The organism is Gilliamella sp. B3127 (genome assembly GCF_026536935.1).
Classification (GTDB): Bacteria; Pseudomonadota; Gammaproteobacteria; order Enterobacterales; family Orbaceae; genus Gilliamella; species Gilliamella apicola_E.
Genome location: NZ_JAFNNI010000001.1, coordinates 457,315 through 482,806 on the forward strand (window position 1 = coordinate 457,315; position 25,492 = coordinate 482,806).

The 25,492-nt window shown below is 35.1% G+C and carries 20 protein-coding genes and 1 pseudogene; 11 read left to right on the plus strand and 10 right to left on the minus strand.

Annotated features, from left to right (window positions below):
- Positions 1–1,086 precede the first annotated feature (1,086 nt).
- From J3U00_RS02050 to fdhD, 4 genes are all read right to left on the minus strand, one after another.
- Positions 1,087–1,980: an EamA family transporter gene (locus tag J3U00_RS02050; protein WP_267331353.1), complete on the minus strand. Its 894-nt coding sequence runs from the start codon at positions 1,978–1,980 to the stop codon at positions 1,087–1,089.
- A gap of 179 nt (positions 1,981–2,159) precedes the next feature.
- Entirely contained in the window at positions 2,160–3,386 is a 1,227-nt protein-coding gene (locus tag J3U00_RS02055; protein ID WP_267331354.1) for a nucleoside permease, read from the minus strand.
- 47 nt (positions 3,387–3,433) lie between these two features.
- Positions 3,434–4,252: a purine-nucleoside phosphorylase gene (locus J3U00_RS02060; protein WP_267331355.1), complete on the minus strand. Its 819-nt coding sequence runs from the start codon at positions 4,250–4,252 to the stop codon at positions 3,434–3,436.
- Between the two features lie 252 nt (positions 4,253–4,504).
- Complete coding sequence (gene fdhD, locus J3U00_RS02065) at positions 4,505–5,314, minus strand: formate dehydrogenase accessory sulfurtransferase FdhD (protein WP_267331356.1); 810 nt, start codon at positions 5,312–5,314, stop codon at positions 4,505–4,507.
- A 177-nt stretch (positions 5,315–5,491) separates the two neighbouring features.
- Here fdhD and J3U00_RS02070 point away from each other — a divergent pair, with 177 nt between their 5' ends.
- Positions 5,492–6,022: a DedA family protein gene (locus tag J3U00_RS02070; RefSeq protein ID WP_065734591.1), complete on the plus strand. Its 531-nt coding sequence runs from the start codon at positions 5,492–5,494 to the stop codon at positions 6,020–6,022.
- Here the strand turns inward: J3U00_RS02070 and mscM are convergent.
- Both mscM and asd read right to left on the minus strand, forming a co-directional pair.
- A complete protein-coding gene (gene mscM, locus J3U00_RS02075) occupies positions 6,019–8,637 on the minus strand; it encodes a miniconductance mechanosensitive channel MscM (protein WP_267331357.1) in 2,619 nt (872 codons plus the stop codon). The genes J3U00_RS02070 and mscM overlap by 4 nt on opposite strands.
- Before the next feature lie 7 nt (positions 8,638–8,644).
- A pseudogene (asd, locus tag J3U00_RS02080) lies at positions 8,645–9,490 on the minus strand (archaetidylserine decarboxylase); the annotation flags it as partial.
- A gap of 210 nt (positions 9,491–9,700) precedes the next feature.
- On the opposite strand from asd, the gene rhaB reads away from it, so the two are divergent.
- The 6 genes from rhaB (at position 9,701) to rhaM (ending at position 15,872) form a co-directional block, all read left to right on the plus strand.
- The gene (rhaB, locus tag J3U00_RS02085; RefSeq protein ID WP_267331359.1) at positions 9,701–11,101 is read left to right on the plus strand and encodes a rhamnulokinase; all 1,401 of its coding nucleotides are present in this window, start codon (positions 9,701–9,703) and stop codon (positions 11,099–11,101) included.
- A 40-nt stretch (positions 11,102–11,141) separates the two neighbouring features.
- Entirely contained in the window at positions 11,142–12,395 is a 1,254-nt protein-coding gene (locus J3U00_RS02090) for an L-rhamnose isomerase (protein WP_267331360.1), read from the plus strand.
- Positions 12,396–12,405: 10 nt separating this feature from the next.
- Positions 12,406–13,230, plus strand: a complete 825-nt coding sequence (gene rhaD, locus J3U00_RS02095) for a rhamnulose-1-phosphate aldolase (protein ID WP_065562550.1) — start codon at positions 12,406–12,408, stop codon at positions 13,228–13,230.
- A 53-nt stretch (positions 13,231–13,283) separates the two neighbouring features.
- Positions 13,284–14,318, plus strand: a complete 1,035-nt coding sequence (gene rhaT, locus J3U00_RS02100; protein ID WP_065562549.1) for an L-rhamnose/proton symporter RhaT — start codon at positions 13,284–13,286, stop codon at positions 14,316–14,318.
- A gap of 12 nt (positions 14,319–14,330) precedes the next feature.
- Positions 14,331–15,485, plus strand: a complete 1,155-nt coding sequence (gene fucO, locus J3U00_RS02105; RefSeq protein ID WP_267331361.1) for a lactaldehyde reductase — start codon at positions 14,331–14,333, stop codon at positions 15,483–15,485.
- A 72-nt stretch (positions 15,486–15,557) separates the two neighbouring features.
- Positions 15,558–15,872, plus strand: coding sequence for an L-rhamnose mutarotase (gene rhaM / locus J3U00_RS02110; RefSeq protein ID WP_267331362.1), 315 nt, complete (start codon positions 15,558–15,560; stop codon positions 15,870–15,872).
- A 63-nt stretch (positions 15,873–15,935) separates the two neighbouring features.
- Here the strand turns inward: rhaM and J3U00_RS02115 are convergent, their stop codons facing one another.
- A complete protein-coding gene (locus J3U00_RS02115; RefSeq protein WP_267331363.1) occupies positions 15,936–16,784 on the minus strand; it encodes a helix-turn-helix domain-containing protein in 849 nt (282 codons plus the stop codon).
- Positions 16,785–16,813: 29 nt separating this feature from the next.
- The gene (gene rhaS, locus J3U00_RS02120; RefSeq protein ID WP_081303373.1) at positions 16,814–17,632 is read right to left on the minus strand and encodes an HTH-type transcriptional activator RhaS; all 819 of its coding nucleotides are present in this window, start codon (positions 17,630–17,632) and stop codon (positions 16,814–16,816) included.
- A 306-nt stretch (positions 17,633–17,938) separates the two neighbouring features.
- Here rhaS and J3U00_RS02125 point away from each other — a divergent pair, with 306 nt between their 5' ends.
- Entirely contained in the window at positions 17,939–18,739 is an 801-nt protein-coding gene (locus J3U00_RS02125) for a DUF1266 domain-containing protein (RefSeq protein WP_267331364.1), read from the plus strand.
- Positions 18,740–18,817: 78 nt separating this feature from the next.
- On the opposite strand, the gene J3U00_RS02130 is transcribed toward J3U00_RS02125, so the two are convergent.
- The gene (locus tag J3U00_RS02130) at positions 18,818–19,624 is read right to left on the minus strand and encodes a helix-turn-helix domain-containing protein (RefSeq protein ID WP_267331365.1); all 807 of its coding nucleotides are present in this window, start codon (positions 19,622–19,624) and stop codon (positions 18,818–18,820) included.
- Between the two features lie 249 nt (positions 19,625–19,873).
- On the opposite strand from J3U00_RS02130, the gene J3U00_RS02135 reads away from it, so the two are divergent.
- The 3 genes from J3U00_RS02135 to J3U00_RS02145 are packed head-to-tail and all read left to right on the plus strand — an operon-like array spanning position 19,874 to position 24,031.
- Positions 19,874–21,442 carry a hypothetical protein gene (locus tag J3U00_RS02135; RefSeq protein WP_267331366.1) on the plus strand — a complete coding sequence of 523 codons (1,569 nt, stop codon included), beginning with the start codon at positions 19,874–19,876 and terminating at the stop codon, positions 21,440–21,442.
- A 25-nt stretch (positions 21,443–21,467) separates the two neighbouring features.
- Positions 21,468–22,823, plus strand: a complete 1,356-nt coding sequence (locus J3U00_RS02140) for an MFS transporter (RefSeq protein ID WP_267331367.1) — start codon at positions 21,468–21,470, stop codon at positions 22,821–22,823.
- 26 nt (positions 22,824–22,849) lie between these two features.
- Positions 22,850–24,031, plus strand: coding sequence for a carbohydrate porin (locus tag J3U00_RS02145; protein ID WP_267331368.1), 1,182 nt, complete (start codon positions 22,850–22,852; stop codon positions 24,029–24,031).
- Positions 24,032–24,106: 75 nt separating this feature from the next.
- Here J3U00_RS02145 and J3U00_RS02150 read toward each other — a convergent pair whose 3' ends face one another.
- Positions 24,107–25,474, minus strand: coding sequence for a sodium:proton antiporter (locus J3U00_RS02150; RefSeq protein ID WP_267331369.1), 1,368 nt, complete (start codon positions 25,472–25,474; stop codon positions 24,107–24,109).
- Between the last annotated feature and the right edge of the window lie 18 nt (positions 25,475–25,492).

The window sequence follows — 25,492 nt, forward strand, 5'->3', positions numbered from 1 at the left end:
TTTTTTACAAAAAAGACCATACGATTACTATAAGCCTATCAGACTAATTACTAGCTTATTTAAACCGGCTATTTTTTCAGTACCCTCCATAATATTTTGAAAAAACTAATTAAAAAAATACCAATTATGATCTACAAATCAAAGATTAACTAAATAAACTCTATCTGGATTAAAATAAATAAGACTTCTTATAACTAAACATTTATCACTCAGTCAAGCTATTCATCTTGATAAAATATTTGTCTTAGAATATAGATTAGGGGGCATATTGATACCTCAATCCAATCATTGGTTGATATAAGTCCATTTAAGAAGTATCAAATCTTCTTGAAAATGTTTGCAATAAAAGGGATAAACTCAACTACTAATTTATCGTATATCGGACTTAAACTCTTTCGTTATTACTCTACTAGAAAATATTTTTAGAAAATAATTAACTCTTGGTGATGCAAAATATTTTTAAGATAAAAATATATTACTTTATATTGGGACGATCAATAAATTTTTAAATACCAAAAGATAATATTACTTCATTTCTACTTTATTTAACTAAATAAACCAAATAACAAAATGTATCAACCTCGGTAAAGACTTTATTTTAAAGATGTAAAAAATACCTTAAAAAACATAAACTATTTTATCAATAACATTACTGTTTTTCAGGTTATTAAATACTAGTATTTTTTTATATTTTTGTCCAGTATTTGATAAATGATATATTGTTAATTTAATTTAGCGAGATTATTTAAACATTTCATTATTTTAATGGGCAGAATAACGGTGAAAAATATTATTGGCATTCTGATTATTTTTTTTTGCTCTTTTCACTCGAGCGATTTTGAGCTCAAAATTATTACAATATACTAATTGTTATCACGTCAAATATTCTTCAGGATAAAATAGTGGGGATCAGGGCAACTTATTGTATCTCCACGATAGATAAAATCAGCCTATGCTTAACGTTATAATATTTGTGAGTAACAAAAGAATCCTGTAAAGAATATTTAGACTATTGGTTAAAAAGTTAAGTACAAGATCTGTTTGAAGATAATTAAGTGTGGATAACCACACTTAATTTATTGAATATTATTTCTTTAAATGTTTTAGATTTGGTAAGGCGATTGCAAACAAAATAATCACTACTCCAATCCATTGATTCAAATAGACCGATTCTTTTAAATAAAAATAAGAGCAGGTTACAGCTACAGGCAGTTCTGCAGCGGATAAAATCGCACTCAGCGAAATGCCGATTTTAGGCATACCGACTGAAAATAGAAAAGGGGGTAAGACCGTACCTAATAAGGCCAATAAAAATCCGAGTTGATAAATTTTATCGTCAATACTGAGTTCAAAGAAAAATAGTGGCGGAAAAATACAGAAAGTCACAATACAAGCACCGGTTATCATCAAGGCACTTTTCTCTAATTTTGGTAATTCATTGCCGATATTGCTACTAGTTGTAATAAAAAGCGAATACATAAGCGCTGCTAGAAAACCAAATAAACAACCTGTTAAATTTAATTCAATAGCTTGATTGAAAAGACCCGCAGCAAAACAACTACCAACAATTATGATAACGACTGTGACTAATTGAAGTGGTGAAGGTTTATTTTTAAAAATAACAAAATCAATAATGACACTAATCCATAAGTATTGCATAAGCAAAATAATCGCAATTGATGCTGGCACCAACTGTACACATTGATAATAGCAAATACCCACTAATCCGGGAAATATACCTACTGCACATACTTTCCATTTTGGGGTTAATTTTTTTTTATTTTTAATCTTTGGTTGTTTGAGCGTTTTTACAATCAGATGGATCCCCCATAATATCAACATACCTAAAAAACATTGAACACCAGTAACTTGTCCTAGGGTATAACCTGATTGATAAGCGGTTTTTACAATAGAAGAGAGAACGCCAAAACTACACGCACCTAAAAAAACTAATAAACCACCAAAAAATTTTTCTTTCATACTAAAATCTCATTACTTTTAAAACTATATTTATCGCCAATAATTGGCGCATAAAACAATCATAGCCGACAAGCTATATCTTGCGGCTTTATGTCACTATTTTTTACGGTATGGTAATACTCAAAAAAAACAGAGGATAAATAAGGGACGATGTATCCCTTATTTATATTGATAAGATGTTACTTCGCAGATTGTTTATAATTAAAGGTAAAATAAAAAACAAAACCTAAAATTAATGCGTAAGCCGCAAAAATTAACCATATTGAGTGCCAATCTTTTAATCCATCATGAGTATTGATATCAACGACAAAACCACTGATAAAAGAACCTATAATCGCACCAATACCATTAACCATCGTCATAAATAGCCCTTGGGCACTCGCACGTATATTAGAGTTAACTTCTTTCTCAATAAAGATAGAGCCTGAAATATTAAAGAAGTCAAAAGCACAACCATATACAATCATTGATAACATCAATAATACAAAACCAAATGGCGTTGGATCACCATAGGCAAAAAAGCCAAATCTAAGTGTCCAAGCGATTAAGCTGATTATTATGACTTTTTTGATTCCAAATTTCTTGAGAAAAAATGGGATCGTCAAAATGAAGGCAACTTCAGCCATTTGTGACACTGATAATAATATTGCTGGATGTTGTACAATCACGCTATCTTGAAATTCTGGAATTCTACCAAAATCTTTCAAAAATGCTCCGCCGAAGGTGTTGGTGATTTGTAATATAGCCCCTAATAGCATCGAAAAGAGAAAAAATATCGACATTACTGGGTTTTTCAATAATACAAACGCATCTAAGCCAAGGCGTGAAATCCATGATTGTTGTTGATTCGCGATGACTTTAATATCAGGTAAAGTCGCACTGTAGATGACCAAAATCACAGACGCACCACAAGCAATATAGAGCTGATCATTACTAATATCGAATTTTAGTAAACTGATTGTCCACATAGCAATAATAAAGCCTATTGTTCCAAAAACACGAATTTTTGGAAAAACGGTAACAGAGTCTAAATTGCTTTTATCTAAACAGTGATAACTAATTGAATTAGATAATGCAATTGTTGGCATAAAAGCCATTGCATTGATAAGCATCAACCAATAAAGTTGAATTGGTGTTGTTGCGGTTGCCGCATAAAATAGTGCAATAGCACAAACAGTATGGCAAAGCATAAATAAGTATTTTGGTGGAATAAATTTATCCGCAATTATTCCAATAATAAACGGCATAAATAATGCCGCAAAGCCTTTAGTGCTATAAACCAGACCGACTTCTGCACCAGAGAAATGCAACGTATTGATTAAATAAATACCAAAAGTTGTCAACCAGCTTCCCCAAATAAAATATTGGAAAAACATCATTACTTGTAATCTATGCTTCATGTTCATTATTTATATCCAAAATAAAGTGAACTGCTGATGTGAAATTATACAAATTAAAAACGCGCAATTGTTTTAGTTATCAATTGTAAGAAAGTTGATTTAACGCGTTCAGCTGTTTCAATCACTTCTTCATGCCCTAAAGGTTGATCTAAAATGCCACAAGCCATATTAGTTAAACATGAAATACCGATAGTTTTAATGCCAGAGTGATGAGCAATAATTGCTTCAGGAACCGTAGACATACCAACCGCATCAGCACCAAGGGTACGGATCATTCTGATTTCTGCTGGGGTTTCATAAGTTGGGCCTGTCCACCAAGCATAAACACCTTGTTGTAATGCGATATTTAGTTCCTTGGCTACTTCGCTAACTGTTGCTCTTAATTGCTTATTATAAACTTCGCTTACATCCAAAAAGCGAACCCCTAATTCAGGATTATTTGGCCCCATTAATGGATTATTAGCTGTTAAGTTAATGTGATCAGTGATTATCATTAAATCCCCTGGCTTAAAGCTAGTATTGACTGCGCCACAAGCATTGGTAATGATTAGTTTTTCAACGCCTAGCATTTTCATTACACGCACAGGGAAGGTAACTTGATCTAATGAAAAACCTTCATAGTAATGAAAACGGCCTTTCATTGCGACAACAGTCTTATCACCGCATTTACCAATCACTAATTCATTTGCATGGCCAACAGCAGCAGATTTAGCAAAGTGAGGGATATTGTCATAAGGAATATGGACGGCATCTTCAAGAGTATCGGCAAAAGGACCTAAACCTGATCCAAGTATAATCCCGATTGTTGGTTTTTTGTCTGTGTGTTGTTGAATATAGTTAACTGCTTGTTGAATATCTGCTGTTTGATGCATAACACTATCCTTTCAAATTTTAGTAGATACTTAATTGATAAAACTGTGTGATCAAAATCATAAATAGAAAAAGTTCACGTAATCTATAATAAAAACAAAGTCATTTTTATTTTTAGCGTATATTATGATGGTCTTCGACCAATAAAGAAAGACGTGGGATGAGATATCTTCGTATAAAAAAGTTAATATATTGTTTTTATTATGATAATTAATATCGATTAATTTTTAATTAATTTAAATAAAAACTGCATATTATTTGAGAATACGTTCTTTAGTCGAATAAATAACACCTTGAGTATCTCTAAAAAATCCAACTAATGTTAACTGACACTGTTTAGCTTGTTCAATCGCCATAGAAGTTGCTGCTGAAACGGCAAAAAGGATCTCGACTCCACAACGGGCTGTTTTTTGTACCATTTCATAACTTGCCCGACTTGAAACAAGAATTACCCCTTTTAAATTTTCATTATGTTTTCGTAGAAATGTGGCACGATAGCCTAATAGCTTATCTAAAGCGACATGCCTACCCACATCTTCAAATCCAACAATAAAATTACCGTTTAAATCTAACCATACCGCAGCATGAGTACAACCAGTTTGGCTGCCCACAGTTTGAACCTTCTTCAGATAATTAAGGGACTGTTCAAAATCAGAAAGATGAATTTTATCGTTTAAAGAAAGGGGGGGAATAAACTGGCAAACTTGCTCTATCTGTTCGGTACCACAAATTCCACAGCCACTTCTACCAGTTAAATTTCGACGTTTTTCTTTTAATTGCATAAAACGTCGTGAAGATAGCTCAATATGGACTTCAATGCCTTGCTTAGTATCGATGATCTCAATACCATAAATTTCATCAACAGACTCGATGATTTTTTCTGTTAATGAAAAGCCAATAGCAAAATAATTAAGATCTTTGGGTGTTGCCATCATTACCATGTGAGAAATACCGTTATAAATAAGCGCAACAGGTTTTTCAATTGCGACAGTATCTTCTTGCAATGGTTGTAATTGACCTTGTTTAAATTTATTCACATTACATTTTTCAATGCCTACTGTCATGGTATGTCTCATCATTATTAGCAATTTAATTCCAATTATAATAACTGAGGTTGATATCAATAAAAAGCCTGTCATTTAACTTATTACTTTTGTTAGCTTCTACCAATGATTAGTCGAACTATACTGCTTTTGTTGTGTTAAAATGAGTTATTCTAAAAAAATAGAAGCTAAAAAATTATGTCATTAAATGAGATTACGCATACTATTATGCAATTTATTGAGCATCATCAAATTTGGGCATTGCCAATTATTTTCATATTAGCGTTTGGCGAGTCATTAGCGATTATTTCATTGCTGGTACCTGCTACAGCAATTTTATTAGGTGCAGGAGCATTAGTGGGAACAGGGGTGATCTCGTTTGTTCCTGTTTTGATATCGGCATCATTAGGTGCCATTGTAGGTGATTTTATCTCTTATTGGTTAGGTAAACATTATCACCAACAGGTAATCTCTTCATGGCCTTTAAATAAATACCCAAAAATGATATTTCGTGCTGAACAATTTTTCCAGCGATACGGTACTTTCGGCGTGTTTATTGGTCGATTCTTTGGGCCATTGCGTGCAATCGTTCCATTAATTGCAGGAACAATGCATATGCCAGCAGCAAAATTCAATATCGCCAATATTGCTTCAGCACCAATCTGGGCATTTGTTTTATTGGCACCCGGTGCATTTGGGGTGCCATGGTTAGAAACCTTGTTTGGTTAAATGGTACCAATTGTATAACTACGACGCCCACTTTTGCGACCAAGCGCTTCTAAATTGGTTTGTAAAGGTGGGAATGGCAATGTCAAATTATGTTGGCGATAAGCTTCAAGAATCAATTTTTGTATTGAGCTACGTAATTTCATACGATGTCCCATTTCAGCTGCAAAAACACGTAGCTCAAATAATTGAATACCTTCTTGAATATCCACTAAAAAAACTTGCGGTTCAGGATCGTTAAGAACAAATTCACACTCCTCTGAAACTTGTTGTAAAAGCTTCATAACCAGTTCACTATCGGCATCAATCGTAGCGGGTATAGTTAACACAATACGAGTAATTGAGTCAGATAAAGACCAGTTGACCAATTGTTCAGTAATAAAAGCCTTATTTGGCATAACAATTTCTTTACGATCCCAATCAACAATTGTTATTGCACGAGTATTAATTTTGGTAATGTTACCTGTTAAATCACGAATAGTTACGGTATCGCCAATTCTTACCGGCTTTTCAAACAGAATAATTAAGCCAGAAATAAAGTTAGCAAAAATCTCTTGTAAACCAAATCCTAAACCAACACCTAATGCCGCTATTAACCACTGAATCTTAGACCAATCAATCCCGATAAATGAAAAAGCAATCATACAACCAACCATCAAAATAATATATTTTGATACGGTTGAAATGGCATATCCAGTGCCGGGTGCGAGGTCTAAATGTTGTAAAATGCCTAACTCAAGCAGCGCCGGTAAGTTTTTTACTAACTGAACAGTAATGGTCATAACCAAGATCGCGATACAGACAGCACCTAGGGTAATATGTTGTTCAATTTCGTTGCCATTAATAATGGTACTTGTTCCCCATAGCTTGATATTATTCATAAAGGCAAAAGCGGAATGAAGTTCAGACCAAAGTAAAATCATACTAATTAAAGCAATTAGCATAATAATTGACCTGACTAGTTGTAATGATTGGGCACTGATCACATCTAAGTCGATAATAGGTTCATCCATATTATCATTTAATGGGGTGAGATCTTCTTCAATTCCTTTAGCGCGCTGCATACGTTCTAATCGACGTTGTTTTGTACGTTCAAATTCAATTCGTCGTTTTTGTATCCACATCCAACGGCGTATCATAAAATAGACCACTAACAAGCCAAACCAGATAATGACCGAAGCTTCTAATCGTCCTAATAACACTTCAGCTGTCGATAAATAACCCAAACAAGCAGCAATAATTGCTAACCATGGTGCACTCAACAACACAAACCACAGAATATGACTTAATAAATTATCGCCAGATCCTTTTTTATCGATATAAAGTGGAACTCCGGCGCGATGAATAGAATTAGTCATAAATACGAGTGCAAAACAGAGAATAATGAATGCGGTACGACCGATAGTTGCTGCAAATTGACGATTGTTAAACTGATCAAAGCTCATTACAACCATTACTAAAGGGATAACCACCCATACCGACAGTTGATAATATTTCATAGCTTGACGGACATTTTTCTTTGACCATCCAAAATGAGTAATAAATAGCCCATTTTGAGACGCAAAATGCGCGGTGATAATAAACACCCACAAAATTGGAGCAGCTGCATTAACGCCATAGCCTAGAGCAACGGCTACAGGATAATCCCAGTTAATTTGAAGAGCATAACCTAAAGCAGCCCATAAAATAGGAACCGGCAATGCCATAATTAATGACAAAATAATCACTTCCAAAGTAAGTGAATAACTATCTTGGGTGACTTTACCAACCCGAGCCGCCGATTTATTCAAGAAAGCGTTATATTTTCCTCGCATTTTGAAATGTACAAATACAAACAATAAAGATAATACTAGGAAAAACAGTGGTTTTGGCGCACTAAGCACTTCAACACCAGCATTATATAGTTGTGACAGCGTATCAATTTGAACGGTGACATAAACTACATCTCTGGCTAAATCAAGAATAAAACTTAATGAAACGGGATTGACGTCAGCAACCCAGAAAAAGTAACGGTGTGCAGCATCATTAACCTCATCGATAGCATTGGTTAGTTGCTTATTCGATATTTTTAATTTAGTTAGTTCAAGAATCGTGGTATCAGTACCCGAAATCAACGTTTTGATGAGCTCACTTTGTTCTCTTAATAAACGGCGATATTGACTAGCTGATTTTAGATTACTCAAATTACTTGGTAACGTAGGGTAACTATCTAGCCTAGCTAAGTTATTTGAATAATTGAGTTGCTGAACTTTGGCTTCTGCGATTTCAGCATCAAGAGGTTGTGATTTAGGTTTTTCAGGTAATCGTAATAACTGTTGGCGAAGGGTTTCACCTAATGCTGTTGAAAAACTTAACCATTCGCCCTGTTCAGCAAGGGTTGCGAGCGTATTTTGAACATGGGAAATTTGGGTATTAATATTATTTTGTTCATTGATGATGCTGGTTAAATGCGCTTTTTGATACTCCATATTCTGACGAAGATCTTCATTTTTTTCATTAAGCTTAGCAATAACTTCGGTAAGCTGATCTTCATTATCAATATTGGGTATTGATTCTTCAGCAAAAGCAAAGCAAGACAGAAGGAGTAATATTCCACCCAAAAAACCACGCATCAACATAAAGTTAGATCCTTTCAGCTAGTTTTTGACCTACACGAGTAACGTCACCAAGTTTAAGATGGCTGTCAAATTCAACAGCATTTGAAGCAAACAGCGTAATAACGGTTGAACCTAATTTAAAGCAACCCATATCTTCACCCTTCGCTAATTTAATCTGACCAGAATAAGTCCAACGTTTCATTATGCCGTCACGAGGAGGCGTAATAACGCCTTCCCAATTTAATTCAATACTTCCTACAATCGTTGCCCCAACCATAATTTGTGCCATTGGTCCAAATTCAGTTTCAAATAGACAAATTACACGTTCATTTCGAGCAAAAATATTAGGAATAGTTTCTGTTGTTGCTTTATTAACTGAAAATAGTGAGCCAGGAACATAAATCATCTCACGCAATATACCATCACAAGGCATATGAAAACGATGGTAGTTTTTAGGTGATAAATAGGTAGTTGCAAAAGATCCATTTTTAAAAAACTTAATCATATCAGGATGACAAGCAAGCAGTGATTCTAAAGAATAAAAATGTCCTTTAGCTTGCAAAATAAGATTATCTTGAATGTTACCAAATTGACTAATTACCCCATCTGCTGGCATTACAATACTATTTGCCGCATCATCGATTGTTCGCGCATCTTCTTTTAGCTCACGAGCGAAAAAGTCATTGAACGTTTTGTACTCTTTAGCATCAGTCAATTTAGCTTCACTTAAATCGATTTTATATAATTTACAAAAACCGATAATCATCCATGTAGTGACTTTTCCTAAACGTCTGTTAGCTAACCAACCAAATAGGGTAGTTAATAATTGTTTTGGAAGAAGATACTGAATAATTGCTTTTAACTGATTTAACATAGATAGCTCTCAAATTATTTTCGAAATAATGCATTATATCAATATTTATTCTGAAAGTATAAATAGCACAACTTAATTCATATTTTGTGGCAAAGATCACAAGCATTTTAAAAATTTTGCCAAACTTCACTAACAATGGCAGTCAATTAAAAGTGTCTATCAAAATAGTTCTCTAGACTATCCCCATTAGCAAAATTGAGGGTAGTTATAATGGCAGATAGATATATTGCTGCAATTGATTTAGGTGCATCTAGTGGCCGAGTTATGTTGTCGAGTTATCAATCTCAAAAAATCACATTAACAGAAATCCACCGATTCAGTAATGGGTATAAAAGTGATGGTAAAAATTTTTGTTGGGATTTGAACTATTTAGAACAAGAAATCTTAAATGGATTAAACAAAATTATTCAACAAGGAATCAAACTCGATAGTATTGGTATAGATACATGGGGCGTTGATTATGTATTACTTGACAAGCAAGGCCAAATCGTCGGACCGACATACTCTTATCGCGATCATCGTACTGACAATATCATGTCAAAGGTACAAGATGAAATTGGAACAGAAAATATTTATCAAAAAACCGGAATTCAATTCTTAACCTTCAATACACTCTATCAACTCAAAGCTATGATGCTTGAATCACCATCTTGGCTGTCACAAGCATCTGATTTTGTGATGATTCCTGATTACCTAATTTATCGATTGACCGGTGTTTTAAATCGTGAATATACCAATGCCACCACAACCCAACTTGTTAATGTTGCAACTCAAACTTGGGACAAAGATCTACTTGATTATCTAGGCATACCACGTAAATGGTTTGGTGATATTTGTATGCCCGGAAACCAAGTTGGATATTGGCAAAGTGCCAAGGGAGATCGTATTCCAGTAATTGCAATTGCAAGTCATGATACTGCCAGTGCTGTTATTGCTGCGCCATTAATGGACCAACATAGTGCTTATTTATGTTCAGGTACTTGGTCACTTATGGGATTGGAATCTAAACAACCTTTCACAGGAAAAGAAGCGTTAAAAGCGAATATTACCAATGAAGGTGGTGTTGATGGTAATTATCGAGTGTTAAAAAACATCATGGGATTATGGTTATTCCAACGCGTTTGTTCTGAACACGAAGTCAAAGATATCAATCAATTAATCACATTGGCAAAACAAGAGCAACCTTTTGCTTTTCTCATTAATCCTAATGATCCAAGGTTTCTAAATCCTGATGATATGACAGAAACCATCAAACAGGTATGTTTAGAAAACATTGGTCAGGCTCCTAAAAATCTCCCTCAATTGGTGAGATGTATTTTTGACAGCCTAGCACATCTATATCGAGATGTATTAAACGAATTATCGATGCTAAGTGGTAAACCAATTAACACATTACATATTGTCGGTGGTGGTTGCCAAAATGCTTTTTTAAACCAGTTATGTGCTGACTTATGCAATGTCAATGTTACCGCAGGTCCCATTGAATCATCAGCCTTAGGCAATGTGGGTTACCAGTTAATTTCATTAGGTGAAATTGCTGATGTTAACGCATTAAGACAACTCATTTCACAGAATTTTGACACTAAATATTATCAACCCAAAAGTAATTAACCAATTATAGAAAAATTTTATATTTATTAAGGAGTATTTCATGAGCGCAATTGAAAATGCCTATCAGATCGCTAAAGCAAGATTTGCTGAAATCGGTGTGGATACAGATGCTGCTATAGCAGCAATGGCAAAATTACCGATTTCTGTACATTGCTGGCAAGGCGATGATGTTGCTGGTTTTGAAAAGCAAGAAGGTGAATTAACTGGTGGTATACAAGCGACAGGTAATTATCCGGGTAAAGCTCGTAATGCAGATGAATTAAGATCAGATTTAGATAAAGCCTTTAGCCTTATACCAGGACCAAAACGATTAAATCTACATGCTTCTTATTTAGAATCAGATCAAAAAGTCGATCGTAATGAAGTCAAACCAGAACACTTTGCCAATTGGGTCAAATGGGCTAAAAAACATCAGATTGGTCTAGATTTCAATCCAACATATTTTTCACACCCTTTAAGTAACGAAGGCACTCTTACTCATGTTAATCCAGAAATTCGTCAATTCTGGATAGATCACGGAAAAGCTTGTCGTAAGGTATCAGAATATTTTGGTAAAGAATTAGGTACACCATCAGTCATGAATATCTGGCTACCAGATGGAATGAAAGACATTACTGTCGATAAATTTGCACCAAGACAACATTTAGTTGAATCATTGGATGAAATTATTCGAGAAAAGATTGATCAAAAATATCACATTGATGCAGTCGAAAGTAAATTATTTGGTATTGGTCTTGAATCTTATACTGCTGGATCAAATGAATTCTATCTCGCTTATGCTACATCACGTAAAACTGCACTATGTTTAGATGCTGGACATTTCCATCCAACTGAAGTCATTTCAGACAAAATTTCTGCCGTAATGCCTTTTGTTGAACATCTCTTACTACATGTTAGCCGTCCAGTGCGTTGGGATAGTGATCACGTAGTGCTCTTTGATGATGAAACTCAAAATATCGCGAGCGAAATCATTCGAAACAAACTATTTGACCGAGTACATATTGGTTTAGATTTCTTTGATGCCTCTATAAACCGTATTGCCGCTTGGGTAATTGGCACTCGCAACATGAAAAAATGCTTGTTAAAAGCACTATTAGAACCTACCGAACAATTAAAAAAATATGAACACGATCGTGACTTTACTTCACGACTAGCATTACTCGAAGAACAAAAATCATTACCTTGGCAAGCAGTTTGGGATCAGTACTGTTTATTGAATGACGCATCAGTTGGTAGCCGATGGTTAGATGAAGTTCGTCAATATGAAACAACAGTTTTAACTAAACGATCATAAGGAAAACAAAATGCAACAGATTCTTTCTTCTTGGTTTGTAAAAGGGATGATCAAAGCCACTTACGATATGTGGTTAAAAGGATGGGATGAGCGTAATGGTGGTAATGTCAGCTTAAGATTACTTGAAAGTGATGTGGTCTCTTTTCAAAGTGACTTTTATAAAAATCCCCGTCACGTATCGTTAACACAAGATGTGACTAAACTTGCTAACCAGTACTTTATTGTTACAGGATCAGGTAAGTTTTTCCGCAATGTCATTTTAGATCCTGCTGATACGTTAGCCATTGTCAAAATTGATGAACAAGGCAAGGGTTATTACATCATGTGGGGATTGATAAATGGTGGATTACCGACTTCTGAGCTCGCTGCCCATCTGCAATCACATATTGTAAGAATCGAACAAAGCCAAGGAAAAGACCGCGTGATCATGCACTGTCATGCGACCAATTTAATTGCATTAACTTATGTCCTAGAACTTGATACTGCGGTAATAACGCGATTGTTGTGGGAAATGAGTACCGAATGTTTAGTTGTATTTCCAGATGGTGTTGGTGTCGTTCCTTGGATGGTTCCAGGTAAAGACGAAATTGGTTATGCCACTGCAAAACAGATGGCAAAACATAGTTTAGTGTTATGGGCTTTCCATGGTGTATTTGGAACAGGACCAACGTTAGATGAAGCTTTCGGCTTGATTGATACAGCTGAAAAATCAGCAGAAGTTCTTGTAAAAGTCCTATCAATGGGAGGAAAACGTCAAACCATATCCACGGAAGAGTTCAGATTATTAGCTGAGCGTTTTGATGTGAACCCAATGGAAGAAGCATTAAAACAGTAAAAGCTACTAATAAAAAATATCAAATTATATTTCAAAAATATAAGGATAAATATATGGGTAGTTCAATTATTTTAGGCATATTTTGGCACTTTGTTGGTGCCGCTTCTGCTGCGTGTTTTTACGCACCACTTAAAAAAGTAAAAAATTGGTCATGGGAAACCATGTGGTCAATAGCCGGACTATTTTCATGGATCATATTGCCATGGTCAATTAGTTACTTCTTATTGCCTGACTTTTGGTCTTATTACGGATCGTTTAGTTCAGATATATTAATTCCAGTTTTCTTATTTGGCGCCATGTGGGGAGTAGGTAACATTGGTTACGGATTAACAATGCGTTATTTAGGCATGTCGATGGGTATAGGTATTGCGATTGGCATAACCTTAATCGTTGGTACGCTAATGACGCCAATACTACAAGGTAAATTTGGTGAATTATTGGCTTCAACTGGCGGAAAAATGACATTATTAGGTGTCGTTGTTGCGGTTATTGGTGTCGCTATCGTAACTTATGCGGGTTTATTGAAAGAAAAAACACTCGGAGTACAAGTTGAAGATTTTAATTTAAAGAAAGGACTTCTTCTTGCCATCATGTGTGGTATCTTCTCTGCTGGTATGTCATTTGCCATGAGTGCAGCAGTACCAATGCACGAAAAAGCTGCCGAACTTGGCGTAGACCATCTATACGTAGCTCTCCCAAGCTATGTCATTATTATGGGTGGTGGTGCAATTATTAATCTAGGTTTCTGTATTAGTCGACTCTGCGCTAAAAAAGAACTTTCATTTAAAAAAGATATCTCAGTTGCCAAATCCCTACTTATTAGCAACATACTATTTGCCATTTTAGGTGGCGCAATGTGGTATTTCCAATTCTTCTTCTATGCTTGGGGTCATGCAAATATTCCAACTGAATATGGTTTCATGAGTTGGATGTTACATATGAGTTTCTATGTACTTTGTGGTGGTATTGTTGGATTAGCACTAAAAGAGTGGTTTGGTACTGGCAAAAAACCAGTACGAATACTTTGTATTGGCTGCTTAGTTATCATTGTTGCAGCGAACATTGTTGGTTTAGGCATGACGAATTAAAAGGAAAACATTATGGCTTATAGAATGATTCTAAATGAAACATCTTACTTTGGCGCTGGTTCAATCAGCCACATCGTAGATGAAGTAAAAAAACGGGGTTTTAAAAAAGCATTAGTGGTTACTGACAAAGATTTAATTAAATTCAAAGTAGCAACTAAAGTAACAAAACTATTAGATGACAATGGCTTTGCTTATCAAATATTTGATGAAGTCATGCCAAATCCAACTATTGGTATTGTTCAAAAAGGGGTTGAAGTCTTCAAACAATCGGGTGCCGACTACCTAATTGCAATTGGTGGTGGCTCACCACAAGATACCGCAAAAGCGATCGGTATTATCATCAACAATCCAGAATTTTCTGATGTTCGTAGTCTTGAAGGGGTAGCGCCAACGAAAAAACCAGCAGTACCCACAATCGCTATACCTACAACAGCAGGTACAGCAGCTGAAGTGACCATTAACTACGTCATTACCGATGAAGAGAAAAAACGTAAATTTGTCTGCGTTGACCCTCACGATATTCCAGTTGTCGCAATCATAGATTCCGATATGATGACAAGTATGCCAGCGAGTTTAAAAGCAGCAACAGGTGTTGATGCCTTAACTCACGCCATTGAAGGTTATATAACCAAAGGCGCTTGGGAACTATCAGACATGTTCCATCTTAAAGCAATAGAAGTCATATCTCGTTCATTACGTGACTCAGTAAAAGGGATTGCAAAAGGTTCTCAAGACATGGCATTAGGCCAATATATTGCTGGCATGGGCTTTTCAAATGTGGGATTAGGTTTAGTTCACGGAATGGCTCACCCACTTGGAGCATTTTATGGAACTCCTCACGGTGTAGCTAATGCGGTACTTTTACCTCATATCATGGCTTACAATGCTGAATTTACTGGTGAAAAATATCGTGATATTGCTAAAGCGATGGGAGTGGCTAAAACAGAACAAATGACGATCGAACAAGCAAGAAAAGCTGCTGTCGATGCTGTTAAACAACTTAACGTAGATGTTGGTATCCCTCCTACATTAAAAGATATTGGCGTAAAACTTGAGGATATCCCTGCGTTAGCTCAAGCTGCTTTTGGTGATGTTTGTACCGGAGGCAATCCGCGTGACACTAACGTAAAAGAAATTGAGCAACTATATCATTCTATTTACCAATAAAAATTGAATGTACACGTGATAATGAAATAGGTTAAATGCAAATTTAACCTAATTCATTAAAAAGGAGCTATTATGATAAGAAAAGCAAGCATAATGCAGGTCCATCCTGACAAACATGCTGAATATAAAAAACGGCATGACGAAATCTTTCCCGAGCTGGTAAAAGAACTAAAAGCCCATGGCGCTCACAATTACTCAATATTTTTAGACAGCAAAAGAAGTCTACTTTTTGCTTATGTTGAAATCGAATCAGAAGAGCGATGGGATGCAGTAGCTAAAACAGCAGCTTGTCAAAAATGGTGGGCGTTTATGAAAGATATCATGCCAAGCAACCCAGACAACAGCCCAATTAGTGAATCATTAGCAGAAGTCTTTTATTTAGAATAAAACATTACTCTCTTTTAAGGCATAAAAGAGAGTAAATTGAATATATTTTTAATCTACCTTCATCTAGCACTTCTTATCATTAAATTTAGCCCGGTACTCTGAAGGCGTTTGATTAGTTTGCTTTTTAAACACTGAGGAAAAATAGTTACTATCATCGTAACCACACTCAGCAGCAATCATACTAATCGAATAATTAGTATTACGAAGTAAAGACATGGCATCACATAATCGTCTTTTTTGTAAATAACCACTAATGGTCATCCCTGTTTGGCTTTTAAATAAACGACTAAGTGAACGGCTTGCAATATGATTTTCCTTGCAAAAAACATCAACATTAAATGGCGTTGCAATACTATTATGAAGTGCGGTAAACAATAAATCCAACTGATGAGTAGCAGTCGGCTCCGTTACCTTTGGTGCTTGTTTTATCCGGTCTAACAAAATAACTAATTGCAGAAAAAGTGCCTCAGATAAATGTACGGAGGCTAAATTATTTTTCTTTGATTCGATAGCTAATTTTTCGATAAGAGGAGATAAAAGTTTAAGGTATGAAGGTTGAATTCGCCAAGAACGCTCATTATGTTTGGCTGTCACTTTAGGTAAATAAGACTCGGTAGTCGATAATAAAAAAAGTGACTCTCTCAAATATAAAATATTATCCAATTTTAGATCATTAACTGACTCATAACCATGCACATCTTTGGGATTAATATATAAAATATCACCACTGGTAATTGGATAAATATAATCATTCCAATAATGCAACCCATTACCTGAACAAACAATCACAATTTCATAAAAATCGTGATCATGTAAAGGAAAAGGGTGTTGATGATCACGTTTTTCGACAGTAACAGTATTCATCTTTGAAATAAAATAATCTTGTTTATATAAACGCAAACATCTTTCCATAAACTGTTCCTGACTTACTAGTAAAACAACTAATGATAACCTTTATCTGGGTTATTACGTAATGCTTGTGGCGAAAACGTAAATTCTTGTTTAAAACAGGTAGAAAAATAAGCACTATCATTAAAACCACATTCTTGCGCAATGGTTGTAATAGATTTATTGCTATAAATTAACTGAGTATAAGCATTAGCTAACCGCAACTTTATTAAATATTTTTGAGGCGTGATGCCAATCTCATTTTTCATCTTCCTATGAAAAGAGCGCAATGACAATGAAAATTGTGCTGTTAACTGTTCCCAATCAATTTGTTCCTTAAAATTGATCTGTAACCAACGCAACAACTGCTTAACGCGATTATCAGATGATCCAGAACCTTCATTGACATAAAAATTCTTATTAAAAATAAGTAGTAATTGTAAAAATAAACTTTCCTGTACAGCACTTGATTGATTTTGCGTCAATTGCTTAATAATCGATTGAATATTTTCATCAGATTTTTTATCAAAAAAGTAATGAGAATGAATTGGATCAGGATTTGGAATTAACTGATTTATCCCATTAATAAAATGAAAATTCTCAGGATCCCTAAATAAAATATTGGTCAAATGTAGATTATTAACGTTCTCATACAAATGGCAGTCCGAAGCCTTAATATAAAACATCATACCTGGATATAAATCAAATAGTCGCCCATTTAAAATATGTTTTCCATACCCACTTGTCACAATAACGATTTCATTAAAATTATGCGTATGTTCAGGGTAGACGGGTTGAGGCGCCCGAGGCTCAACGGTGATATTTTGATCGCTAGACGAAAAAAAATCTTTATCAAGTAACATCTCAATCATTTTGAACCTCACTCCTTATAAAAACCTACAACCACATTCTAAAAAGTAAATCGAAATCTCACCTTTAAAATTTGGACAGCTAATATAATATTTTGGCAATAAATTATAGCTATACAGGAATTTTTATTAAAAATGTGCGAAGCTTCACATTTTTAAAACCACTTCATTCAAAAAATTATCAATATAACAACGAAACAGCTTAATTTTTTACAAAACTTTTCTAAAAATTTATCTTGTTAGCAGGTGTTATGTATTATTATCTCACAGCTTATTTAAATTGATTTATGTCAAAAAGAAGATGTTCATATGGAAATATTAATTGTAATTTTGATTCTTTTAGCGTCACTACTTGTACGATACAATAGAGTGATTACGATTCTCATTAAAACTTTAAAGCACAAATCTTTTCCCCAAAATTCTCAAAAAACTGAACAACTGACAGTTGACCAGCAAAATGCATTATCAGCTGGACTTATTATTGCTGAGCAGCATATGTTTTGTTGGGATAGCTTAGAAAGTGATGCCAGAAACTCTGGTAAAAAAGAACAGCGATATCGCTTAAGTACAGCTTGGGATGTAACTTCTCCGGAAAGTGCTACTGAATGTTTATCCTCTTTTGGATCAACTCACAAACTCATTGATGTAGCGATTGAAATTTATCTAAACGTACCTAAAGAGCAGTGGCAAAGTTGTATTGATGACCAAGTTCCAGAAGATTATCGTGATATTATTACAATCTATTGCTCAAGATTAGATCAAGTATCTTCAATGCTGATTGAAAACAAAGTCGCTGAAGACCAAGACGAATTGCGTCAAATTTTACTACGAGGTTCAATTGCATGGGATTTAGGACGCCTAGTTTATATTGCCAGAGCAAGCTATATAGCGGGCTATATTAGCAAAGATCAAGCATGGCAATCGATTAACTCAGTTTTACCAACGGTTAAAGAAAATTTTGCCAATTGGGAAGAATTTGGTCAAAGTTATATGCTAGGTCGTGCTATGTACCAGCCTGATGATGCTTCGCTTTCAGGTCTATTTGATATCTACACCGAAAGCACGACTTCGGAAGAAAGCCCATGGCTAAAATATCCGTTGAATAATTAAGTTAATGCTTGTGACAGTGTAAACTGTCACAAGTACTTAAATCCTTAATCGTTATTTAAAACCCAACCATATTAAAATCTAGTTAAATTTCCGCTCTTCAGATGGCGTGATACCAAACGTTTTTTTATACAGTGTAGTAAAATGAGTACTATTAACAAAACCACAAAGTAATGATATTTCGGTAATAGTCATATCACTTTCTCTAATCTTTAATCTTGCTGACATTAACCGTAATCGTCTGATGTAATTTTCAGGAGTTAGGCCGGTTGCTTGTTTAATATGCCTAAACATCGTACGCGTTGTTAAATGAAACGTTTGCGCTATATTGTTCCAATCATATTCATCAAAGCAATTTTCTTGAAGATGGTTAAGTAAAAGATGGAGTTTATAGCGGGTATTATTTTGTTGTGACTGACGTTGATATTGCTTAATGATAATAAGCAATTTAAAAAACAGATACTCACGATGCTCAATTGAATTATTTAAATTAAATAACTGATCAATAACAGAATTACACTCTTTACGAATATTAGGCGCTAACCAAATATAAGAACTTAAATCACTTGCGGAGATAGGCCTTAATAGCTCCTCCATATTCTTCAAAAAAGTAAAATTCTGATTGGGATTAATCAGGATATTAGTTAGCTTTAGCGTTCCGAGATCATCATAAAAATGGTAATCATGCCCCCTAACTAAAAAAACATCACCTTGTTGAATAAATAATGGCTTACCATTAATAACATGTAAACCATGACCGTGCTCAACAATCACTAACTCGTCGAACTCATGATTATGCTCGCAACCGTTGTCCTCAGGGTCACTCTTATAAAGCGCTAATTTATCTGATTTATGATTAAAATAAGTGTCAATTTTTAAAGTATACATATTGATCATATCCTTACAACGGTAACTTATTATCAAGGTATTCCGCTAAATAAAAGACAATTTTTATCCGTCATATAAATACAATAAAGTAATTAAACATGAGATAAAAAATAATAATCTTAAAAATGTGAACTTGCTCGGTATAAGCTTTTTAATATTGCCATTTATAAACGCAATCTGGCAGTATCTTAGTGGCTAGCTTTTGTTTTGCATAGCTATACTCCTAAATGTTTTCTATAGGAGAAGAATATGGCACAAGCAATTCAAAAAAATATTGATGCAGTTATGGTAAAAGATAATGCATTTATTCTGAAAGCAAAGCAATTACAACCAAAGATTTATCAAAAAAAGATCTCACCCCAAAAGATTATTTCGCTCATCAATGATCCAAGTGCTATTCATCATTGGTCATCAAAAATAGTGAGTGATGCAAATGATTATCTCAATCAGAGTTTTCATTCAGGTGATAGTTTTATAATTGATTTTGGTCAACACAATGTTGGTTATCTCTCTTTCTTGTGCGAATCTACTGGTAGCCCTCCTGATGCGCCTGCGCATATAAAATTAACATTTGGTGAAACACTGTGTGAAATTGCTGAACCATTCAGTCAATATCAAGGTTGGCTTAGCAAAAGCTGGTTACAACAGCATGATGAATACATTGATATTTTACCCTCTAAAATCAACTTATCTCGACGCTACTGCTTTAGATACTTAAAAATAGATGTTGTCTCACTATCGCCTAAATACCAAATTTTATTTAAAGATATAACTTTTAACACAGTCAGTTCAGCACCAGAACACTGTCTTAGCTATCAATCATCAGATCCGCTATTAGCGAAGATAGATCAAGTCTCCATTCACACGCTTCGAAATTGTATGCAAGACGTATTCGAGGATGGTCCGAAAAGAGATAGAAGACTGTGGTTAGGCGATTTACGCTTACAAGCCCTAGTGAACAACGTCACTTTTCAACAGCACGATTTAGTCCGCAGATGCTTATACCTCTTTGCTAGCCATCGTCGGGAAGATGGTCTGGTTTCATCTAATGTCTTTGTTAAACCTGACATTATTGCTGACGATACGTTCTTATTTGATTACTCACTTCTTTTTGTCGATGTCCTTTACGACTACTTTAATCAAACTAATGATCGACAAACGGTTAAAGAGCTATGGCCGATCGCATTACAGCAAATTGAAATAAATCTAAAACGTTGTGACGCGCAAGGATTAGTTCAAGATAGTGATGATTGGTGGTCATTTATTGATTGGCACGAAAAACTCAATAAACAAGGCGCTTCTCAAGGTGTTTTAATTTACTGTTTAGACAAAGCATGTCGACTTTCCCAACATTTTCAACCTGATATAACTCAGGCGCTTAACCAAAAATTAGATTTGGTTAAAAGAGCAGCACAAACATTATGGGACGAGCAAGCCGGTTTTTACACCAGCGGCGAACAAAAACAAATTAGTTTCGCCACACAAATTTGGATGGTTTTAGCTGATGTAGGCGATTTAGCTCATCAACAAAAATTATTAACTCAATTAATAACAACTCCACCAGAAATCGGCATGAACACGCCTTACTTACGACATCACTACATCTTAGCCTTGTTCAAAACAGGCATGAAACAACAAGCCATTGATGAGATTAAAGCATATTGGGGAAAAATGGTCGAATTTGGGGCAGACACATTTTGGGAATTGTTTGATCCAAACGACCTTAATTATTCACCGTATGGTAGCAAAATCATCAATAGCTACTGTCATGCTTGGAGTTGCACACCGGCTTGGTTTATTCGACAAAATAAACTTTAACTAAAAATTTATAAGGAATAAAAAAATGGTCAATTCATTATTTTCTCTTTGGCGGCAACGCATAGGTTATGGGATCGCTGACTTATCTTGTAATTTAGTATGGCAATTAATCTCATTATATCTTATGTATTTTTATACGGACGTAATGGCACTACCCGCTTATTATGTCGGTCTAATGTTTTTAGTTACCCGGCTGGTTGATGGTGTTGCTGATGTCTTAATGGGCTTAGTTATCGATAATACATCCACACGTTGGGGACGTTGTCGTCCATGGCTATTAATCGGCGCAATACCGTTTGGCATATTGTGCATTTTAGTTTTCTATGTGCCTGATTTTGGTACGACAGGTAAACTAATCTATGCCTTTATCACCTATCTTTGCCTCTCTTTTATCTATACCTTGGTCAACATACCATTTAGTGCAATGTTGCCATTTTTAACTGCAGATTCATTAGAAAGAACAACCTTATCTTCAGTAAGAATTTTATTAGGTTCCTTAGGTTCAACGATTGTTGCAGTTGCAACATTACCGCTAGTTGCGACATTGGGAAATGGTGATCAAACACATGGCTTTTTATATACCGCTATTGTTTTTGGGATTATTGCGACTTTCTTTCTGATAGTCAGTTTTAAAAATGTTGAGGAAAAAATCACTATACAACAAGAGCGAATGACCTTAACTAGAGCATGGAAAGGTTTAAAAGACAACAACCCATGGAAAATCTTTGCAACTAACATCTTTCTTATGTGGGGCGCATTCTTTTTACAAACTGGCTCCTTAGTCTATTTCTTCAACTATTACGTACAAAGCGAAAACCTTACCGCAATAATTGCGGGAATATCAACTTTCGTTCCCTTAATTGGCACACTTACCGTACCATTCTTAGCCAATCAGATGAAAAAACGACATGTCTATCTATTTTCAAGCGCTATCAACTTAATTGGTATGGGAATAATGATGTTATCGGGCGTGAATCATCTTGGTCTTATCATCGGCGCGGTTATCTTATCACTCGGTGCTGGGCAACGCCTTGCTATCTATTTTTCAATGCAGGCTGACCCGGTTGATTATGGTGTATGGAAAACCGGTATTAATACTGCCGGAATTTTGACATCAATCAATGGATTCTTTGGCAAAGTGGCGATGGCTGGTGCTGGTGCTATTACCGGTTTTTTACTCTCATCTGGTGGATATGTTGCCAATGCAGTTCAAGAACCAAGTGCGCTTTTTGCAATCAAACTCTGTTACTTATATTTACCTGCCATTTTAATTATTGCCTCGATGATTTGGATAGCTAAGTTCTACAAACTTGATGACAGTTATACTTCAATTCGAGCTGAATTAGATGCCAGAAATCTTAATGATGAACAAAAAGTTTAATCAATTTACATTAAAAGGAAATAACGATGAAATTAAAAATAATAGCTGGAGTCTGCTGTTTCTATTCTTTATCCGCATTAGCATCCATTGAATGGCAGACCGAACAAGGAACACTTAAACTTTATGGCGATGTCGAATTTAATATTGATGCTGCAAGCAAAAAAAAGCAGTTAACCTCACTTAGAACATCGGCAAACAAAGACTTTGATGCTAATGACACAGATCAGTGGGATATAAATGGCCGTATTTTATTCGGCTTGGATGGGAAAAGAGAATTAGCGAATCAGAACTATGCAGGATTCTCGGTGCAACCGCTTGCTGATATGGGAGGTAAAGTTAACCTAGATGATGCTAGTTTCTATTTTGGTAAAAAAGATGATTGGCGCCTACGAATTGGTCGCTATGAAGCTTACGACATGTTCCCACTTGGGCAAGATACCTTCATAGAATATTCTGGCAATACTGCCAACGATTTATATAGTGATGGTTTTGGTTACATCTATATGATGAAAGAGGGTAGAGGGCGTAGCAGTAACGGCGGTGCAATCGAATTAACCAAAGAGTTGGGGGATTTGAACTTGCAAGTTAATGCAATGGTAAAAGATGGTACCTCCTTATTTGATCATAGCCATTATCATGGATATAAATTGCAAAAAGATAAAAACGTCGTTTACTTACGTCCCATCATATCCTACCGAAATAATGATATATCAGCAGCTCTAGCAATGGAGCGTAATGTTGTTAATAACGCTTATGGTTATCATGATATAAACGGCAAATGGCATGATCAGTCAAAACATAATGGGTATGGCTTAACGATGAGTTGGAATAGTGCAGGTGATTTTGATAAATCATCTGAGGGATTACTGCTCAATAGCAGCATCTCCTATTTAGATGCCGAACAAGAAAAAGATTTTACCGCGGGTATCAATGGTATTTGGAAAGGTATTGGTCTTGGTTACATCTATGCTGCCAATGATATAAAAGCATTTAATACAAATTATCGAGGTGATGGTGAAATTTATGCTAAAGGTAAATATAAATTACATACTGTCAATGCCTCATACTTAATTTCAAATGTGATGGATATGGATAACTTCAATATCTATTTAGGGACTTACTTATCTAGATTAGAGCGCGATGAAAAACAAGGAGGAGGTAACGATAATCGTTATGGCGCAAGGGTCCGTTTTAAATATTTCTTTTAAATAAGACTAATTAACATTCACCCCAAGTAAAAATAATATGCACTTTACTTGGGGAATTCTGAGAAGAGTCATTTCTTAAAAAAACACAAAAAACACCAAATTATCAATAATAAAAACCGGAATCAAAATCCCGATTGACCACTTCATATAACCAAAAAAGCTAGGCATATTGATTTTTTTTTGGTCCGCAATGCTTTTAACCATAAAGTTAGGGGCATTACCAATATAACTTAAAGCGCCCATAAATACCGAGCCCATTGAAATAGCCAGTAAAGTGCTTTCAAACGTCGTCATTAAGCTACTAGCATTACCCGAAGCAAGATTGAAAAAGACCAGATAAGTTGGTGCATTATCTAAAAATCCGGATAGCAATCCTGATAACCAAAAATACATACTATTTATTGGTGCTCCTTGGCCATTAGTCACCAATGAAATGACCGAAGCCAACGCACCATCATTACCCGCACGTAAAATCGCTAGCACAGGCACAATAGTAATAAAAATCCCAATAAATAACTTAGCAACCTCTTTTATCGGCTCCCAATTAAATTCGTTGCCTGCTCGAACTTGTTTTGGGGTAATCATTATTGAAATTATCGTAATAGCAATAAAAAGACCATCACGAACTAAATTTTGTAATGCGATTTGTGAACCTAAAATAGTGAAACTTATCGATGAATGCCACACACCAGACAAAATCACGCTAGCAATAATAGCCAATAATAATACAAGATTATTTAGACCATATAACTTAACAGGCTTAGCACTAATTGGATTGCTATTCACACCATACTGCTTAACGTAATAGTAATGATCGATAAAATAATAAATAATTAGCAATAACCCTGATGTAAACACAACAGGCAACAGCATATGCTTAACTGTCCAGAAAAAATCGACACCTTTTAAAAAACCAATAAATAATGGTGGATCGCCTAAAGGCGTTAATCCACCGCCAATATTGGCAACTAAAAAGATAAAAAATATTACCGTGTGTACAGCATACTGCCGTTGACGATTAGCTCGAAGTAGTGGACGAATCATCAACATCGCAGCGCCAGTTGTTCCCATAATTGAAGCAAGCACAACGCCAATCATCAGTAAAATAACGTTGGATTTTGGTGTGCTGATTTTATCACTCTTAATCAGAATGCCACCGGAAACCGTAAACAAAGCCAAAAGTAATAATATAAAAGGAATATACTCCTGAACAATGGCGTGTACTGTTAGTTCAATTGTTGTCGTTAAACCAAATGAAACCAGCGCAAACCCCAAAAATAATAACGTCCAAACGGCAACAACTTTACCGTAGTGATAATGCCATAATCGGGCTAAAAATAGTGGACATAAAGCAATCGATAACAAAATTCCAACGAAAGGGATCACCCAAAGTAATGATAACGCCTGTCCATTAAACTCACTCGCATAGGAATCAAAAGACATAAGCATTAAACTAAAAAA

Coding starts and splice junctions, on each gene's coding strand:
- fucO (WP_267331361.1), top strand. CDS start 14,331: ATGGCTTATAGAATGATTCTAAATGAAACATCTTACTTTGGCGCTGGT.
- rhaB (WP_267331359.1), top strand. CDS start 9,701: ATGGCAGATAGATATATTGCTGCAATTGATTTAGGTGCATCTAGTGGC.
- J3U00_RS02070 (WP_065734591.1), top strand. CDS start 5,492: ATGTCATTAAATGAGATTACGCATACTATTATGCAATTTATTGAGCAT.
- J3U00_RS02150 (WP_267331369.1), bottom strand. CDS start 25,474: ATGTCTTTTGATTCCTATGCGAGTGAGTTTAATGGACAGGCGTTATCA.
- J3U00_RS02050 (WP_267331353.1), bottom strand. CDS start 1,980: ATGAAAGAAAAATTTTTTGGTGGTTTATTAGTTTTTTTAGGTGCGTGT.
- J3U00_RS02130 (WP_267331365.1), bottom strand. CDS start 19,624: ATGTATACTTTAAAAATTGACACTTATTTTAATCATAAATCAGATAAA.
- rhaD (WP_065562550.1), top strand. CDS start 12,406: ATGCAACAGATTCTTTCTTCTTGGTTTGTAAAAGGGATGATCAAAGCC.
- J3U00_RS02140 (WP_267331367.1), top strand. CDS start 21,468: ATGGTCAATTCATTATTTTCTCTTTGGCGGCAACGCATAGGTTATGGG.
- mscM (WP_267331357.1), bottom strand. CDS start 8,637: ATGTTGATGCGTGGTTTTTTGGGTGGAATATTACTCCTTCTGTCTTGC.
- J3U00_RS02135 (WP_267331366.1), top strand. CDS start 19,874: ATGGCACAAGCAATTCAAAAAAATATTGATGCAGTTATGGTAAAAGAT.
- J3U00_RS02145 (WP_267331368.1), top strand. CDS start 22,850: ATGAAATTAAAAATAATAGCTGGAGTCTGCTGTTTCTATTCTTTATCC.
- fdhD (WP_267331356.1), bottom strand. CDS start 5,314: ATGACAGTAGGCATTGAAAAATGTAATGTGAATAAATTTAAACAAGGT.
- J3U00_RS02055 (WP_267331354.1), bottom strand. CDS start 3,386: ATGAACATGAAGCATAGATTACAAGTAATGATGTTTTTCCAATATTTT.
- rhaT (WP_065562549.1), top strand. CDS start 13,284: ATGGGTAGTTCAATTATTTTAGGCATATTTTGGCACTTTGTTGGTGCC.
- J3U00_RS02125 (WP_267331364.1), top strand. CDS start 17,939: ATGGAAATATTAATTGTAATTTTGATTCTTTTAGCGTCACTACTTGTA.
- J3U00_RS02060 (WP_267331355.1), bottom strand. CDS start 4,252: ATGCATCAAACAGCAGATATTCAACAAGCAGTTAACTATATTCAACAA.
- rhaM (WP_267331362.1), top strand. CDS start 15,558: ATGATAAGAAAAGCAAGCATAATGCAGGTCCATCCTGACAAACATGCT.
- J3U00_RS02090 (WP_267331360.1), top strand. CDS start 11,142: ATGAGCGCAATTGAAAATGCCTATCAGATCGCTAAAGCAAGATTTGCT.
- J3U00_RS02115 (WP_267331363.1), bottom strand. CDS start 16,784: ATGGAAAGATGTTTGCGTTTATATAAACAAGATTATTTTATTTCAAAG.
- rhaS (WP_081303373.1), bottom strand. CDS start 17,632: ATGATTGAGATGTTACTTGATAAAGATTTTTTTTCGTCTAGCGATCAA.